Origin of the sequence: Haloplanus sp. CK5-1 (assembly GCF_037201915.1) — an archaeon.
GTDB classification, from domain to species: Archaea; Halobacteriota; Halobacteria; order Halobacteriales; family Haloferacaceae; genus Haloplanus; species Haloplanus salilacus.
On record NZ_CP147505.1, the window covers coordinates 169,352 to 185,485 of the forward strand.

General features: G+C 62.0%; 14 protein-coding genes and 1 pseudogene. 10 read left to right on the top strand and 5 right to left on the bottom strand.

What is annotated here, in order from left to right:
* Positions 1–24 precede the first annotated feature (24 nt).
* From NBT81_RS00935 to NBT81_RS00970, 8 genes are all read left to right on the top strand, one after another.
* Complete coding sequence (locus NBT81_RS00935) at positions 25–2,658, top strand: hypothetical protein (RefSeq protein ID WP_338740387.1); 2,634 nt, start codon at positions 25–27, stop codon at positions 2,656–2,658.
* Positions 2,655–4,412 carry a hypothetical protein gene (locus tag NBT81_RS00940; RefSeq protein WP_338740388.1) on the top strand — a complete coding sequence of 586 codons (1,758 nt, stop codon included), beginning with the start codon at positions 2,655–2,657 and terminating at the stop codon, positions 4,410–4,412. The genes NBT81_RS00935 and NBT81_RS00940 overlap by 4 nt, the downstream gene beginning before the upstream one ends.
* Entirely contained in the window at positions 4,412–5,206 is a 795-nt protein-coding gene (locus tag NBT81_RS00945) for a hypothetical protein (RefSeq protein WP_338740389.1), read from the top strand. Before NBT81_RS00940 ends, NBT81_RS00945 begins: the two co-directional genes overlap by 1 nt.
* On the top strand, positions 5,203–6,378 hold the full coding sequence (locus NBT81_RS00950) for an ATP-binding protein (RefSeq protein ID WP_338740391.1): 1,176 nt from the start codon (positions 5,203–5,205) through the stop codon (positions 6,376–6,378). Before NBT81_RS00945 ends, NBT81_RS00950 begins: the two co-directional genes overlap by 4 nt.
* A gap of 208 nt (positions 6,379–6,586) precedes the next feature.
* Positions 6,587–6,925: a hypothetical protein gene (locus NBT81_RS00955; RefSeq protein ID WP_338740392.1), complete on the top strand. Its 339-nt coding sequence runs from the start codon at positions 6,587–6,589 to the stop codon at positions 6,923–6,925.
* On the top strand, positions 6,919–7,188 hold the full coding sequence (locus NBT81_RS00960) for a hypothetical protein (protein WP_338740393.1): 270 nt from the start codon (positions 6,919–6,921) through the stop codon (positions 7,186–7,188). Before NBT81_RS00955 ends, NBT81_RS00960 begins: the two co-directional genes overlap by 7 nt.
* Positions 7,185–8,984, top strand: coding sequence for an ATP-binding protein (locus NBT81_RS00965; RefSeq protein WP_338740394.1), 1,800 nt, complete (start codon positions 7,185–7,187; stop codon positions 8,982–8,984). Before NBT81_RS00960 ends, NBT81_RS00965 begins: the two co-directional genes overlap by 4 nt.
* Positions 8,985–9,251: 267 nt before the next feature.
* Positions 9,252–9,857: a site-specific integrase gene (locus tag NBT81_RS00970; protein ID WP_338740396.1), complete on the top strand. Its 606-nt coding sequence runs from the start codon at positions 9,252–9,254 to the stop codon at positions 9,855–9,857.
* Positions 9,858–10,155: 298 nt separating this feature from the next.
* Here NBT81_RS00970 and NBT81_RS00975 read toward each other — a convergent pair whose 3' ends face one another.
* Complete coding sequence (locus NBT81_RS00975; RefSeq protein ID WP_338740398.1) at positions 10,156–13,176, bottom strand: PGF-pre-PGF domain-containing protein; 3,021 nt, start codon at positions 13,174–13,176, stop codon at positions 10,156–10,158.
* A gap of 160 nt (positions 13,177–13,336) precedes the next feature.
* Here NBT81_RS00975 and NBT81_RS00980 point away from each other — a divergent pair, with 160 nt between their 5' ends.
* Together NBT81_RS00980 and NBT81_RS00985 are read left to right on the top strand one after the other, a co-directional pair.
* Entirely contained in the window at positions 13,337–13,846 is a 510-nt protein-coding gene (locus NBT81_RS00980) for an IS630 family transposase (RefSeq protein WP_338739297.1), read from the top strand.
* Positions 13,847–13,917: 71 nt separating this feature from the next.
* A pseudogene (locus tag NBT81_RS00985) lies at positions 13,918–14,406 on the top strand (IS630 family transposase); the annotation flags it as partial.
* A gap of 246 nt (positions 14,407–14,652) precedes the next feature.
* Here the strand turns inward: NBT81_RS00985 and NBT81_RS00990 are convergent.
* The 4 genes from NBT81_RS00990 to NBT81_RS01005 are packed head-to-tail and all read right to left on the bottom strand — an operon-like array spanning position 14,653 to position 16,133.
* Positions 14,653–15,144 (bottom strand): hypothetical protein, encoded by a 492-nt coding sequence (locus NBT81_RS00990; protein ID WP_338740399.1) that lies wholly within the window; start codon positions 15,142–15,144, stop codon positions 14,653–14,655.
* Positions 15,137–15,583 (bottom strand): hypothetical protein, encoded by a 447-nt coding sequence (locus NBT81_RS00995; RefSeq protein WP_338740400.1) that lies wholly within the window; start codon positions 15,581–15,583, stop codon positions 15,137–15,139. The genes NBT81_RS00990 and NBT81_RS00995 overlap by 8 nt, the downstream gene beginning before the upstream one ends.
* Complete coding sequence (locus NBT81_RS01000; RefSeq protein WP_338740402.1) at positions 15,580–15,900, bottom strand: hypothetical protein; 321 nt, start codon at positions 15,898–15,900, stop codon at positions 15,580–15,582. Before NBT81_RS01000 ends, NBT81_RS00995 begins: the two co-directional genes overlap by 4 nt.
* Positions 15,897–16,133, bottom strand: coding sequence for a hypothetical protein (locus NBT81_RS01005; protein ID WP_338740405.1), 237 nt, complete (start codon positions 16,131–16,133; stop codon positions 15,897–15,899). Before NBT81_RS01005 ends, NBT81_RS01000 begins: the two co-directional genes overlap by 4 nt.
* Between the last annotated feature and the right edge of the window lies 1 nt (position 16,134).

The window sequence follows — 16,134 nt, forward strand, 5'->3', positions numbered from 1 at the left end:
CCCCCGATTCGCATCTTTCAGTACATGAAACGGATACTCAGCGTCTTGTTGGTGATCGTCCTCGTGGTGTCGTCGAGCGGCAGCGTCGCCGTAGCTCAGACCGATATTCCGGCGGGCATGGTCGGCGTGCCGGACGCCAACGTCAGCGAGGACGTCCCGCTGGACTCCTCGCCGGCGCTGCGCGGATCTGACTTGGAGGGCTCGGTCATGGCCTCGGACCATGCGGAGTCGCTTGAGGTGATCGTAACGACGCCAGACCGCGCCTCGGACTATCTCAACACCTCGACAGAACTCACTGGCTCGAACGGCATCTCGCTCATCCTCCAGGACGACGTCCACAGTGCTGGGCGTGAGGTCGCGATCGACGCCGGCGCGGTCCGTGACGCACTGGGATACACGCCCGAGCGCCTGTACGGAACACACGAGGACGGCGAGCAGTGGTCGCGGGCCATCGAGTACCAAGGCGGGATGCTGATCTTCGAGGTGCCGCACTTCTCGAGCAACTCGGTCACGTTCAGCTCGGAGATCTCGATCTCCGGGACATACACGACCGGATCGAGTGTCAGTTACGACGTCTCATCGCTGGATTCGGTCGACAACTTCAGCGTTGAGTTCACCGGGATGTCGACAACCGAGACAGACACGTTCAGCGTTCCTGAAGACGGCTCCTCGTCAGACCCAATAGCGGGTGAGGAAATCCCATCGTCCGCGGCTGTCGACATCTCGTGGGATACCCAAGGAATCGACAAGAACAGCGGTCCCACAATGGACCCCAGCGACAACACCTATTCAGTGACCTATTCCGGTGTGACGGACCCGGGACAGGTTCAATCGACATTCGCGGCGACCGTCGCAGGGTCGTTCGACTTCCGCGTGATCGACCGATCCGACGGGAGTGTGATGGGCGAAAAGACGTACACGAGTGGGACCTCGACGACCGCGACGTTCGACTTTTCGAGCCAAACAACACCAGACGGAATCAAGTTAGTATGGGACAACTCCGATAACGATTATAAAATAGATATTCAGGGTCACGAGGTAGAGAAGTTACCTCCGGACAGTGTCGACGCTACTGTCGATGGATCAACCAAGACGTGGACGTCTGAAGGGTCTAAAACGATCAGTCTGAACAACGACGAGACAGTCGATGCGTCGACGTCAATCTCCGGGGGCGGCAGTGGCGTGTCGACAACAGTTAGCTACCAAGAGACGAGTTACTCTGAGAACCCGACGGTCGAGGTGAACGGCGACATAACGAGTTACTCCGGAACGCTGGCTCCTGGAGAGACAGCGACGGTAACCCCTCCGGCAGATGCGGTCCAAGAATCGAACATCGTGAACGTGTCGCTGGCAGACACGACAGATGCTCCGGATCGCGCTGTCGAGATGGACTATCGACACACCGCCCAAGACGAGCAAATAGTGGAATATGAAGGGACGAAGTGGACCGAAGGCTACAACTTCTCGAAGACGTTCGCCTCGGACCGCTCGGCGGCCAGCTTGACCATCCCCTTCGAAAACGAGGTCGTCGAAATCGAGTCGATCGAGACGCGGACCAACGGCGGGCCGTGGACATCCGTCTCCGAGGACAACTACGACCTCAACAACACGGAGCTGACGGTGCATTTCGGCGCGGTCAACGGCGGTGACGAGGTCGCCGTTCGGACGACCGGCCAGCAGGTCGTTTCGGTCAACTCCACGATCACGGTCCTCGACCCGACTGCGCCCGGGGATCGACTCGACAGCAAGGTCCGTATCGACGAGTGGAACGACAACTCGTCGATCTCAGTCGGTCGGACTGAAGATTCCGGCCGGATTCACTACACGTACCAGAAGTCGTGGGATGGCGCCGATGACTACGTCGAGATCACGGACGACGGAACGCAGCAACTCTACCTTCCGGGCGCGGGCGAACTCTCGGACTTCAGAGTCCGCACGGTACCGGTCCGCGCCAACGCCCGCTCGGGCGAGGTCGAGATCTCGGTGCAGAACCCCTCGACGACCGAGCCGTCGTTCTACGTTTCGCCGGGAGCCACGCAGAACGACGACGTCGAGTACACGCTGCTCACGGCATCCGACGGCGAGGAGTACATCCTCAGAAGCGAGACGAACAACGTCGTCCACGACTCGGCCGAGGCAAGTTCGCCGGTGACGCTCGTCGACGACGACTCCGAGGAGCTCCTGGTCATCGAGCAGGACTCGACGACCGCCTCCGAAGATGACGGCCCGTCGATGGTTGGGATCGGCCCGGCGCAGATCGGCACGGACTCGCCGCTGAACTCGGTGCCGGTGATCCTGCTGGTCGGCGCGGGGATACTCGTCGCGCTGGCAGTGATCTACCGCCGCCTCGGCTGGTCGATCCGCGACGCGACGGGGCCGGTGCCGGTCGACCCGGTCTTCGCACTCGCTGCGGGCCTGATCGCGTTCGTCGTGATCGACTACGTCGGCGGGGGCGTCCTCACCAGCGCCCTCGCGACGAACATCGAGCAGATCGGGAGCGGGATCAGCCAGATCGTCCCGCTGCTCGGCATCGGCGGCGCCGCGCTCCTGGGGTACTGGCTCTATCAGAACTACATCCTTGGGAACAGCGGCGGCGGTGGCAGCGACGACGACTCGTCGCGAACTATCGTCATCCGGGATGGAGGCGGTAACGAATGAGCGGGCGCGTGCGTCTCCTGCTGGCCGCGCTCATCGTCGTCTCGATGATCGCTGTCCCGTTCGCCGCGATGGGACAGAGCGGCGGAGAGGCGGGCACAACGCCCTCCGCTGACGAGTACTCCCTCTCGGAACTCCAGAACGGGGGCGAGGTCGTGGACGAGCGCTACCCTTCGCTACGGACTGCCGGCGACTACACGGCGTTCTGGATGGTCCGCTACCCACCGCGCGGGATGGGGAGCTACGGGGATCGGGGCAGTCAGCAGTTCATCGAGCCGTCCTCGACCGTCCAGCGTCAGAAGGTCCGGATGTACGCCTCGTTCCCGTTCGACGGCGAGACGCGAAACTTCACGGTGACGAAGGTCTACTGGACGCGGGACTCCAAGACGGTCCAGACCGACAACGGGACGACGACTGAGTCGGTCGCGAACATCTCGGCGATCGACCAGCAAACACTCCAGTACCAAAGCGGGATGCGCCGGACACAGGAGGTCTCGCTCCGGGGCTACTACGACCAGGCGACGCGTGTGACGGTCTTCCTCGGCCTCCCGGACGGCGACCGCCTGCGGTGGACGTTCAACATCAAGACGATCCCGACGGCTGAGCCGGTCTCGATCGACTCGCGGGGTGACCTCTACGAGTTCATCCTGCTGTTCGTGATCCTACCGACCCTCTTGGTCGTGTGGCTCGTCGACAAGAAGGTCTCTGCGTTCCGTCGGAGCGCACTGGCGGGGACCGGCCACGGACCGGGATTCTGGATCGCGATCGGGACCGTGATGGCGGCGGTCGCCTACACCACGGGCTACTACGCGACCGCCTCGCTGACCGCCGCGCTCCCGTTCGTCTTCCCGCTGCTGGTCGGCTGGGTCGTCGGGGCGTTCCGCCTCGAGGACGACGATGACGCAGTCGAAACGTGGGGGTTCGTCAAGATGGACCCCGAGACCGCGGCCTCGCCGCTCAAGGAGAAAGCGGAGATCCTCGACTCCGCGGAGATCGAGGTCCGTGGGTTCGACGTCGTCCACACGCCGGAGGACAAGCCCGCGCTGTACTCCAAGGGCCTGCTGTCGATGTGGGCGCGTTCGAAGGGGAAGTACGCGACCATCGACATCGAGAACAAGGAGGCCGAGTGGGAGGGCGTCGGCGACTACGACAAGATCATAGTCGTCGACCAGGACGCGCCGGACCTCGTGGAACATCTCCCGGAGCGCGTCATCTGGAAGTTCCCGTGGCGGACCTACACGCCGCCGACCGACGAAGACGGGGACATCATCGAAGACGCGCACGACGCGGCGCTGTTCCGTGCGCTCCCGCAGGAACTCGACAAGAGCACGTACATCGGCATCGCGGGCATGGTCCTCACGCCGATCGCGGCGGCGTTCCTCTCCCACGAGTTCGTCGGCGCGTGGCAGTGGGGACCGATCGCGTGCGCGCCGCTGATCCTCCGCTACGCCGAGCCGATCGAGGGCGAAGCGCGGGCGTACGCGGCACCGGGACAGGCCCGCAAGGCCTGGACGACCGCGTGGTACGCCGACATCAATATGAAGCGTTTCGCGACGATCGACCAGCTGGCGAAGGCACTGCTCGAGAGCGAGGAGCGCAAGTACAACGTCGAGGAGTGGCTCAACGAGTTCCGCGAGGAGGGCGTCATCGACTCGGCGAACGACAGCGACTCGGACCCGTTTGACTACGTCATGTCGGAGGATGATCCGGCGACGACGGCCAAGAACGGGACGTCTAACGACACGGGGGCGGACTGATGTCGGCCGATCATCCCCCGGACTCGCGGCCGAACTTCGGCCGCCCGGCCCTCGAGAATCTCGAGGATGCCCACGACGTCCTGATCGCAGAGCTTCGTGACGGCTTCGCCGATCTCGACGCGGTGATCCACTGGCATCGGCGGCTGGCTGTCCGGACGCTTGGCTGTCTCGACGGCGGGTTCTACGCCGACCTCCGCACGGAGGGGAAGGTCTGGGCGGCGCTCATCACCTCAGGCGAGCGCGAGAAGTTCCTCACCTCTGCCGACGCGATCAGCGAGGAGAGCGCCCTCGAGACGCGCCTGGACTACGAGGCGACGTTCGTCCTCCCGGCCACCGAGATGGCCTTTCGGTCGCTCCGGAAGAGCGCGGCCGAGTACTTCGGCGAGGATCGCGACGAGACGGTCACCGTCGCCGGTGAGGAGTTCCATGCGATGCGGCCGGCGCTCTCGCACCTAGAGGAGCGCCAGGAGGCGATGCTCGACGATCTCCTCGACGGCGTCGACGGCGGGCGCTCGGGGCTCCTCGACTGGCTGCGGGACCTGAACGGCGCAACGTTCGGGCAGATCCATCCGCGATTCCAGTCGCAGGCCTACAAGGAAAGCGACGTCCTCCGGCGCGTCCTCCTCGACGAGTACCACGACGACGCGGCGGCCAAGCGGACGCGCCAGCGCCTCGCGTTTGCGTACCTGCTCCCCGCGTTCAACGCGGGCGTCCGTACGCTCGTCGGGAAGGCCGGCGAGGACACTGGTATCGACGAACAGCTGGGTGCGACCATGGAGAGTCTGAAAGCATGAGTACGCAGAACCAATTCGAACCGACGAAAGAGGCGGTCTTAGCAGCGTTCCCCGACCAACACACCGAGAGCCGGCAGTACACCGGCGACGACCGACGTCACGACGACGCGACCGACATGAAGCGTCGACACAGCATCCCCGAGGTCAACTGGGAGGCACAGTGGTCACGGGCCGAGGCTGCGCACAAAGACTACGCAGAGGCCGGGGAACGAAAGTGGAAGAAGAAGCTCCTTCCCAACATCATCCGCCACGAGTACGAACCGTCCGAGTCGGGGATGTCGGACGGTGGGACCGACCTGCTCTCGGTCGGCGAACCGGGCTCTGGGAAGTCGAACTTCGCTCTCTGGCTCTCCCAGCGTCTGATGAGCGAAAACAACGAGAAGGTCGTCTGGCGCGCCTCGACGTCCCGGTCGGAGTGGCTCCCGTTCGCGCCCTGGGCGCGCGTCTGCTTGCCCAAGGGCGTGGACGTCCGCGCGGAGTTCGTCCCGAAGAATCCGACTCAGGAGGGCTTCGAAGTGGACCTCGAGGACGTCGTCCGCGAGGTCGTCCGGTACAACGACGTCGTCGACCTCAACAAGCGGGTGCTAAAGCCCGGCGTGTTCCACGTCGTGTACCCCGATCCGCGGATGCGAGGCTGCCAGTGGGTCTACGAGCAAGACCCCGAAAAGCAGTACGACGGCCTCGAGTTCTCGACAGAGGATCCGATCAACCACTGGTGGTTCGGCTGGATGCACGCCCGCGTCTCGCAGGGACCGCATCACTTCTCGTCGGTGATGTTCGACGAGATCGGCGACATCGCGCCGGAATCCGCCTCGAAAGACGAGTTCGCCCACTACCAGAAGGTCGAACTCCTGAAGGACTGCTGGGTCGACGCCCGCAAGTACGGCCACTCGATCTTCGCGTTCGGGCACTCCGAGACCGACATTCACTCGATGATCCGGCGGAAGATCCGGTGGCGCGCGACGATGGCCGGCTCGACGAACCCCACCAAAGCCGGTGGCATCGTTGGCTTCGGGAAGGTCCCGATGAACCACGACCTCATGTCGAGCCGTGACATCGGTGACGTCCTGATCTACAACGAAGGCGAGTTCCAGTTCCCACCGCTCAACACGACGCACATCGAGTCACCGACCTCGATGACACTGAAGGTGGCCTACCAGGAGGGAGCATGATCGACGCGACCGCCGGGGTGGGAGGCGTCAGTTCGATGTTCCAGCGTGCCGGCTCAGTCCGGCGTGTCTTCGCTTCGTTTTCGACGCCGAGACCCACGGGGTGGTGGGTCGGAAACAGCCAGAGACGGCGATCCGCGGCGGATCTACAGATCTTTTCGCACGCGCGTAGTACAGGAGAGGTAAAAATTATCCCCGGGGGAAGGGAGCGATGACCAGTTCTGTTGCGCTCGCGTTGAATCCCTACGAGATCATCTCGGGACTACTGCGCGACGTCGTCGGGTGGCTCCTCAACGCCGCCGGCATCGAGGGCGTCGCGACCGGAGCGGTCATCATCGCGATCGTCTGGCTCTGGTGGGGCTACAAGTTGAGCGCACTCGCGAGCGCCGGGCGCACGCTGGGCGCGACGATCGCGCAGCACGCGGTCGTGTCGGCCGCGGTCGCGGCCGCAGTACTGTGCGGACTCCTGTACGCGGGCGTCATCCCGGGTGTGGACATGCAGGCCGCGGGTGCGCTCGTCTCGGGCGCGCTCGAGGTGGTTCCATGGTAGACCTTGAGACCATTCTCCACGAGGAGTACGAGAGCGACGGTGGACTCGTCCTCTTCCGGTGTGCGGAGTGTGGATACACGTCGCTCAGTCTCGGCGGGACGCACGGCCACATCGAAAAACATCGGGGATACACCCGCTTCGGCATCAAGATCCCGTTCACCAAGACCTCGATGGGCAACTGGAGCGAGTTGATGAAGCGAACCGAGGTGTTACTCGTCGAGGACACGAGCGAGATCAGCCTCGAGGAGGTCGAAGGACTGTGAACGCCGTCGCCGAGGAGGATGTCGACGGCGAGTACCACGTCGGCGAGACGTACGCCAGCCGCGTCGGCACGGGCGACACGGTCGCGGTCACCGGCCAGATCACCAAGCGGACGACCATCGATGCGAAGCTCCTCGTCGGCGTCTGGGAGTGTCGCGACTGCCGTCGTCGCGAACGTGTGCAACAGGCGTTCTGGGACATCACCCCACCGATGTACTGCGACTCGTGCGAGAAGAAGTCGGTCCACTGGGTTCCCCGGAAGAACCGGTGGCAGTACGGCGACTACCGGAAGCTCCGCCTGAAGCCGCTCCCCGAGGAGATGGACGACGACCGCGAACACATCGACGCGCATCTGACGGGCGCGCTCGCCCGGCGCGACCTCGAGGCCGGCGACCAGGTCACGGTCGTCGCTGAGTTCGAGCGCTACCACGAGCAGGGCAAGACCGTCGCGACCGACGTCCTCGATGCGGAGGCGGTGTTCGTCGACGACGACTCACTCGACGAGGACGACCTCGCGGCCTACCGCGAGCAGCTGGACGAGATCGCCGCCGCCGAGGATCCGATCCCGACGCTCGTCGACTCTGTCGCGACCGATCACTTCGGCGACCAGCATCTCAAGGAGGCGCTCCTCCTCCTGTTGGTTCGTGGCAACGACGCCGCGTCGATGCGGGGGACGATCCACATGATGTTGCTGGGCGATCCTGGCACCGGGAAGACCGACTTCGGCGAGGCCCTCGTCGAACTCGCTCCACGCGGGAAGAAGGCCTCCGGCAACTCCGGGACCAGCGCGGCCGGCCTCACGGCGGCGATCACCCGCGACGACTTCTCCGACTCGGAGTTCACGATCAGCGCGGGAGCGATCCCGCAGTGCTCCGGCGGCGCCGTCTTCATCGACGAACTCGACAGCGCCGACGAGACCGATCAGGAGGCGATGCTCGAGGCGATGGAGTCACAGGTGATCAACATCCAGAAGGCCGGGCGGGAGGCTACACTGGAGGCGTCGACAGCCGTCCTCTCCGGCGCGAATCCCGAGGACGGGAACTTCCGGGAGGACGAACCGCCCCACCAGCAGACGAACGTGCCGTCGCCGCTGCTGACCCGCTTCGACCTGATGTTCGTGACCCGGGAGCGTGAGGAGCGCGAGGAGATCGCCAACATCGCCGGCCACATCATCGACAACCACGACGTCGAGATCCGCGACCAGCGCGGCCTCGACGTCGACGACTCGCTGCGGGAGAGCGTCGAACCTGAGGTCGAGGAGGACGTCCTCCGGGCCTACCTCGCGGCCGCGCGTCAATTGGAGCCGGTATTCGCGAGTCAGGAGGTGAAGGATGTGCTGGAAACGTGGTACGTCGAGACGAAGACGCGCATCATCGCCGAGGAGGATCGAGAGTTCCCCGTGACGCCCCGCAGCGCCCAGGACCTGATCCGGCTGGCCGAGGCCTCCGCGAAGCTGCGTCACTCCGAGACGGTCGACCTCGTCGACGCCGAGCGGGCGACGCGCCTGAAGGGGCGCTCGTTCCGCGAACTCGGGCTGGAGACGCCGGCGATGGAGGTCGAGACCGACGAGGACGGAAACCTCGTCGCCGATCACGCCGAGACGCCGACCGCCGCGGTGACCGAGGCCGTCGAGGAGCTGAAGATGCAGTCCAGCGAGTACGGCGCCGATCCCGAAGCGGTGGCGGTCGCCGCTGCGGAAACGTCCGACCTCTCCGTCCGGGAGGCCGAGGCGCTCGTCGAGGACATGATCGAGGCCGGCACCCTCAGCGAGGTCGGTGGCGGCCGACTCACCGCGTAGGCGACTTCTGCAGGCCGGTTTCGGACGTTCTACCCACAGTGAGAGCGGTCAGACTACCGATCCAGATGAGAGAACGATCGTCGTCGCCGTCAGAGCACCGCTCAGAACAGTAGTAAATTCTATGTCGCTATATTAATTCCGTGGCGATGTCTCTAATTTCGTGTTTGTACAGAAACGCGCAACTATTCGGCCCATAGCCGCTCCAGACCGGCCGCGACCGCCGCCGTGCGAACCACTAAGTTGCGTGATACTCAAAATTAACGCGTAATGCGTAGCGAGCGTAACAAGGACGGCACCTGGAACGTCTGGATGAGTCGCGACGAGTACCACGAACTCCCCCGGTCCGCGTCGTCGTTCCAGCGGGAGATCGCGATCCGGTTGATGGGCGACTGCGGTCTCCGCGTCGCCGAGACGCTCGACGTCGCTCCCGAGCACGTCACGCGGACGAAGGACGGCCGCCATCATCAGCTCGAGGTCATCTCGGGGAAGGACACCACCGGCGAGTACCAGGGCGGGAAGTATCGCGAGACGTGGCTCCCCCGTGACGTCGAGGTGCTGCTGGCGCGCTACGAACAGGAGAACGGCCTCGGTCCGGGAGATCCCTTCATCGATGTGAAAAAGCGGCAGGTCCAGAACTGGGTGAACGACGCCGCCGCCAGCGCTGCCGAGGAGACCGGTGACGACGACTACCGGAAGATCTCGACGCACGACCTCCGCCGCTGCTGGGCGAACCACCTGCTCGTCGAGGAGAACGTCTCCCCGCGGATCGTGATGGCCCTCGGTGGGTGGAGTTCCTACGACGCCATCGAGCCGTACCTGGCAGCGCCGACCGAGGAGAATATCATCCAGTCGATGAGCCAGGTGTCGCTCTGACAGCCCGGACTGCTTACTTCAAGCGCGCGCGTTTAGGGACGGTCGTCGAGAACAGGTGATTCTGATCGGTGCTACCTTCGAGTTATGTGTTTTGTTGAAAATTATTAGCAACTAACACAATCTGGGTGCTGAATACAGAAGGTGTATCCAGTAGAACAGATTCAGATTAGAGTCTATTTTGATGCCCATGAGTATGAGATTCGCTCCAGAAGATCGACATCGGAGAGGACGCAGCAATCTCAGTTGACTCGGGCTACAAAAAATCGAATTCGGACTGCTCTGTGACCGCTTCCGGCGGTCAATCGTGGTTCTTATTTTTGTATCGGGTAGCCAGCAACGTCGAAGCTAGGAGCGCGAGTACTGCAACGACCACACTAAAGCCGGGGCCACTGCCCTCCGTAGACGCCGCCGTCGGTGTCTGGGTAGACGTTGTCGCCGGTGTCTGGGTAGACGTTGCCGTCGATGTCTGAGTCGGCGTCGCCGTCGGCGTTTGTGTGGGTGTTGCGGTTGCCTGCGTGTCTTGCTCGGCAACCACACCGAACACCGAGAATCCAGGCGTATCGGCCGCAACGACCACCGTACTGTCAGTCTCGCTCACAATTTCGGTGTCGAGGGTGTCAAGCTCGCCGCCAGCTTCGTCGTAGCGGGTTATTCGAAGATCCGACGGGTCCGCATCGGCATCCTCAATTGCTGCACGCGAAACGGTGAGTTCTACCGTTCCAGAGCTGTCTGCTACATCGTCGGGCGGTGAGATGTCGACTGTCGCGATCACCGATCCGGATGGGGTCGGTGCACCGCTCGGGAACCCGTTGACGGAACTGATCGAGACGAACCCAGTCGTGGGTCCACTGAACGTGGCCTTGACGTTCGAAATGTCGCCCATCGAGACACGCTGGTCCACTGAGTCGGAGCCAGCAACGAGTGACCCGCTTCCGCGATTACTCCCGCTACTGGTGTCGTCGGTGGAATCTCCGCCGTCGTCGTCAGCGACCTGCACGACAGCGAACGGCGAAAGGCTACTTGCAGTCGCCTCGAGCCGGACGTTTCCGTTGTTGGTGCGCCGGACGTCCGTCTCCAACTGTGTCCAGTTCCCATTCACGTAGTGGAGAAGCCTCACCTGATCAATATCGTCGACTGCCGACGCGTTGACCGTGAGCGCCACCGTAACGTCCTCGTTGACTGCTCGGTCTGCCGAGATATCGGCGTAGACGGACACGGATTTAGCCAGTTCCTCGGTGGGTTCGGATGCCCCTCCAGTCGGTCGATCGGATTCGACCACAGTCACGAAACTGGCGGAGGTCGACGAGTCGAACGTCACCTCCGACTCCTCGATACCGCCGACTTCGGCGCTCAGGTCGGCCCGTGCCGTCCCATTAGCGTCGACGGAGCCGCTACCGACCGATTTGCTCAGCGAGGTCCGGGCCGAATCGGTGTAGAACGGTGTGAAGTCGACGTCCCCACTCACGCTGGTGCCAGTACCTGAACTATCACCGCTGGGGCCACTGGATGCGCCCCACCAGTTGTCGGTGGCGTCAAGCGTGTCGCCGGTACCGTCGTTGGTGACCCCGGAGTTGCTGTTCCCGGACAGGTCGTTGTCGTTGACCGTGACCGAGTCAAGTGTCGCGACGCCGCTGGGGTTCACACCGGCCGGTCCCGCTGTATCATCGAGGACTCTGACACCGTCTTGATTGCTGTTGATGTCGTTGTCGCTGATATCGGCGTTGAGCGTCTCACCAGTGTCGCCGAAGTCGGAGAATTTGACGCCAATGACGTTGTTGTCCAGGGTATTGGCCGTAATACTGGCACCGGAGATACCTCCCGTGTTGGTATCCTGCGTCGAGATAGCGATCCCGTGATCGAAGTCGGTGATCTCGTTGTTATCGACGACGGTGTTCGTGTTGGTACTCTGATCGCCACGGTTGTCCGTGATTAGGATTCCCTGTTGGGGTTGACTTCCGCCGGACTGCGTGATATTGTTGTTCGAGATAGTGACGCCATCGGTTGCTCGGATTGAGACTCCTTGAGCGAACCCCTGTCCATTAACGCGTTCGATGCTGAAGTCGTCGACGGTAACGGTGCTCGCTTCGACCTGGACGACAGGCGTACTACTCGCCTCGTCGAGCCGGATCGTCGTCGCATCCGCCCCGTCGGTCGAGGTGAGCGTCAGACCGGTAGTGCTGACCGACACCGACTCGTTGTAGGTGCCGGGAGGCACTTCGATCGTCTCTCCGGCGTTGGCGTTGTCGACAGCATCCTGAATGGTGGCGTTATAGACGCTTTGGTCAACGTTGAAAACGCCCGTTGAGCTGCCGTCGACGGCATCAAGCCACGGGGCGACAGCAACCTTACTCAGATTGTTGACCTGCGTGTCGAAGTCAGGGTTGGCGCTTCCCCACCAGTTGTCGGTGGCGTCAAGCGTGTCGCCGGTACCGTCGTTGGTGACCCCGGAGTTACTGTTTCCGGACAGGTCGTTGTCGTTGACCGTGACCGAGTCAAGTGTCGCGACGCCGCTGGGTGTCGTTCCCGCTGGCCCCGTCGTATCGTCAAGGACTCTGACACCGTCCTGATTGCTGTTGATGTCGTTGTCGCTGATGTCGGCGTTGAGCGTCTCACCAGTGTCGCCGAAGTCTGAGAATTTGACACCGATGACGTTGTTGTTGAGGGTGTTGTTAGTAATACTAGCACTGGAGATGCCCCCTGTGTTGGTATCCTGTGTCGAGATGGCGACCCCGTGGTCGAAATCGCTGATCTCGTTGTTGTCGACGACGGTGTTGGTATTGGTTCCTTGATCGCCACGGTTGTCCGTGATCAGGATGCCCTGTTGAGGCTGGGTCCCACCCGTCTGCGTGATGTCGTTGTTTGAGATGGTCACGCCATCGGTGGCCCGAATCGAAACACCTTGTGCGAATGTATCACCGTTCAGACGCTCGATACTGAATCCGTCGACGGTAACGGTGCTCGCTTCGATCTGGACGACGGGCGTGCTACTCGCTTCGTCGAGCCGGATCGTCGTCGAATCGGACCCATTGACCGACTCGAGCGTTAGATCCGAAGTGCTGATCGTGACCGACTCGTTGTAGGTCCCATCCTCAACTTGAATCGTATCACCGGAATTGGCCGCGTCTACGGCTGCCTGTATCGTCTCGTACGGCGACGATCCGTTATCGCTACCGTCCGTCGCATCGACCGTAAGCGTCGACTGTGCTGTCGCGTCTCCAACAAACGCCACCCCGCCGACAGCAATTACGGACACTATCATAATAGCCGACAACGCTATCGATAGTGCTTGCCTCGATCTACCCGCACCAAGGTTGCTCATCGATTATTCCCCCCGGAAGACCGCCGATTTTGTCTCAAACTACTGTGTAACATCGATTCTGCAGCATCCGCTGCAATAACTATCGCTCTATCCACTATAGCGGTGGCCGTCTCATAGTGTCTAGGGAACTGTTTTACCGATAGAGACGCTGGCGTTGGTAATGGGTCGGCTTGACGATATCACGCTCGAAGAACTCTACGATCTCAAGGACCAGATCGACGAAGGGAAGCCGCGAGAACGTGTTCTCGCGGCGATCGGGCGCAAGAAGGGCGATCAACTGGATACACTGGCTGACCGCCACGGTGTTGTCGAGAAAACGATTCGCAACTGGCTCGATCGGTTCAAGGAAGAACCGATCGAGCAGGCACCTTACGACGCTCCTCGACCAGGAGGTCCAGCAAAAATCGAGGGCAAAGATCGTGAGCGACTGTTCGAGCAGTTGCAACAGCCGCCGACCGAACTCGGATACGACCAGCAAGCGTGGTCAGCGAAACTCTTGCTTCATCACGCCAAAGAGGAATACGGCGTCGAATACCACGAAACCTACGCGTATGACTTGTTGAAAGAGGCCGGGCTGTCCTTGCGGACAGCACGGCCTCAACATCATGAAGCCGACCCTGAAGAGAAAACTGAGTTTCAGGAGACAGTCGAAAAAAACGGCCCGAACTAACCGAGAAAACTGTCGTTGTTGTCGATCAGTTCACCAAGCACGTCGGAACTGTTCAGCGACGTGGCTTCTACCCAATTGGCTCAAACCCGACAATAGAGGTTGCAACAGCGTGGGATTCAGTGACGGTGCTGGGCGCTGTCACCGACGACGGTGACAGCTTCTTCTGCTGGACAGAAGAGAATCTCACACGGAACCACGGGATTCGGCTGTTAGAAGCGCTGAAAGACAAGTTCGGTGAGGAGTTAGTGGTGTTTCTGGATCGAGCGGGTTACTTCTACGCGAGGGATCTGTGGGAGCACGTGAGTGGTGAGCGCGAGACCGAAACTGTCGGAGACAGTTCGGTCTCGTGCGTGCGAGGGGATGATCTCGAAGTGTGGTACTTCCCGTCGAAACTTCCCGAATTGAACGCTGTCGAAGGGTGCTGGGACCAATTGCAAGAGTGGTTCAAGTATCGCCTTATGCCAGATCTCTCGACGCTGAAAGAATGCATTCCACGAGGATTGAGCGCGATCACCGAACCGAACATCTGGCCGTATCTCACCGGTAAAGATTCGAACTAAACACTATCAGGCTTCAATAATACGATCGAATCGTCTGAGTGATCCATGTGAATTTTATTGCATATATGAGTCCAGTTAGGACGACCACTGCTGGTGCTGATTCTAAACGGTATTTAGGGTTATCTCCGTAACAGGATGCCAAATACAAGTATATAAAGTCGTCGGAAAATCCAGATCTGGTCGACTTCACTTCCGCATTCGCAGACGAAGCCGTGCTCTTGGTCCGCCTCTGCTTTCGAGAGTCGGTTACTCGACATACCCCACCTCCTCGGGGCGGGGGCAGAGGCCTTCCTCCCAGTCGTCGATGTACTTCTCTACGTTCCCCGCGAGTTCGTCGGCCATCCGCAGCGCCAGGTACGGGTTGTGGACCGTCTCGCGGACGACCGTCTCGAACGGGCGATCCCCGCGACAGTCGTCGAGGCGGATCTCGAGCGCGTACCGGACCTCGTCCGGCGGCACCTCTAGGTCGATCACCTCGGCGTAGACACGGAACTTGCCATCAGGATGCACCCACGTATCCCACCCGCCACCGAGGTTTGCGTCCCAGTGGGAGAGGTCCAGCATGACCACATCATCGAGCGGGAGTGGCGTTTCCTGACCGCCGTTGGTGAGCGCTGCCTGGTCCTCGAAGAGTTGCCCACAGCGAGAGCAGAAGTACTCGTGGTTCTCGTCAGCGGCCAGCGCGCCGTTGTTCTCCTCAGTGTCGAGTTCGTGCCCGCAGTCGGGACAGTCAGTCATCGACGACCGTCACCTCCACGTCGACCTGCTCCTTGAGGTCGTCCTTCAGTTCACGCACCCGCGCGTCTTTGCAGTCCGCACAGGGCGTTCCCTCCTGGAGGCGCTCCTGCATCTTCGACCGGAGGCGGCCGTGGTGCGGGTGTTCGGTGCCGCCCGTCCAGACGGCGTCGGCCTTCCGGTCGTAGCACGGCGGACAGAGCGGGTAGACCTCGGCCTCGTCGATCCACAGCAGGTGTGTCGCCTCCGGTATCTCTTCGACGTCCAGCCGTTCCTCGGCGATCTCCCGCAGCGCTTCCGAGCGCTGGATGTCCGCCTCCATGTCGATCCACATCTGGCGCTCGTCTTCCTCCAGGTCGTCGGGGTCGAGTGGGCCGAACGCCTCCTCGTGGGTGATCTCGATGCTAATCGAGTCGGGTGTATCGGCGCTCTCGACGCTCATGCGTCCCCCCGGTCGTCGACGACGATGTCCCGCAGGTCGCTCTCGTCGCCCCCAGACTCGTCTTCGTCGGTCAGGCCCTCGGTGAACGTCTCCACTTCCTCCCGGAACAGCCGGAAGAACTCTCTGGTCGAAGACTCCGTCGAGACCGAGGAGTGTTGCTTCGTGATCGAGTTGACCAGCGACTCGAACACTTGATCCTCTTCCTCGAGGACCTCGATGCCGTCGCCGAGACGTCGGTAGGCCAGCGTCTTCTGGAACATCCGAGTGTTCACGACGGCCTCGATCTCCTCCTCGGAGAGTTGGTCCGTGTCGATCATGCCTCACTCCCTTCCAGGATCTTCACGGTCTCGACGTAGTCCAGCCCCGAGACGTAGGCCATCGATCGGGAGAGCTGTTCGCCGTACACACAGGCGTCGCCATCATTCGGCGTGATCTGGGTGAGTTCGGCGGTGTCGCCATCGAGGTTGAACGTTGCGCTCATGCCGCCCTGTTCGGTGACTTCGACTCGGTACCGCTCGCGGTCCTCGTTGAGTTTGACTGTAGCGTCCATT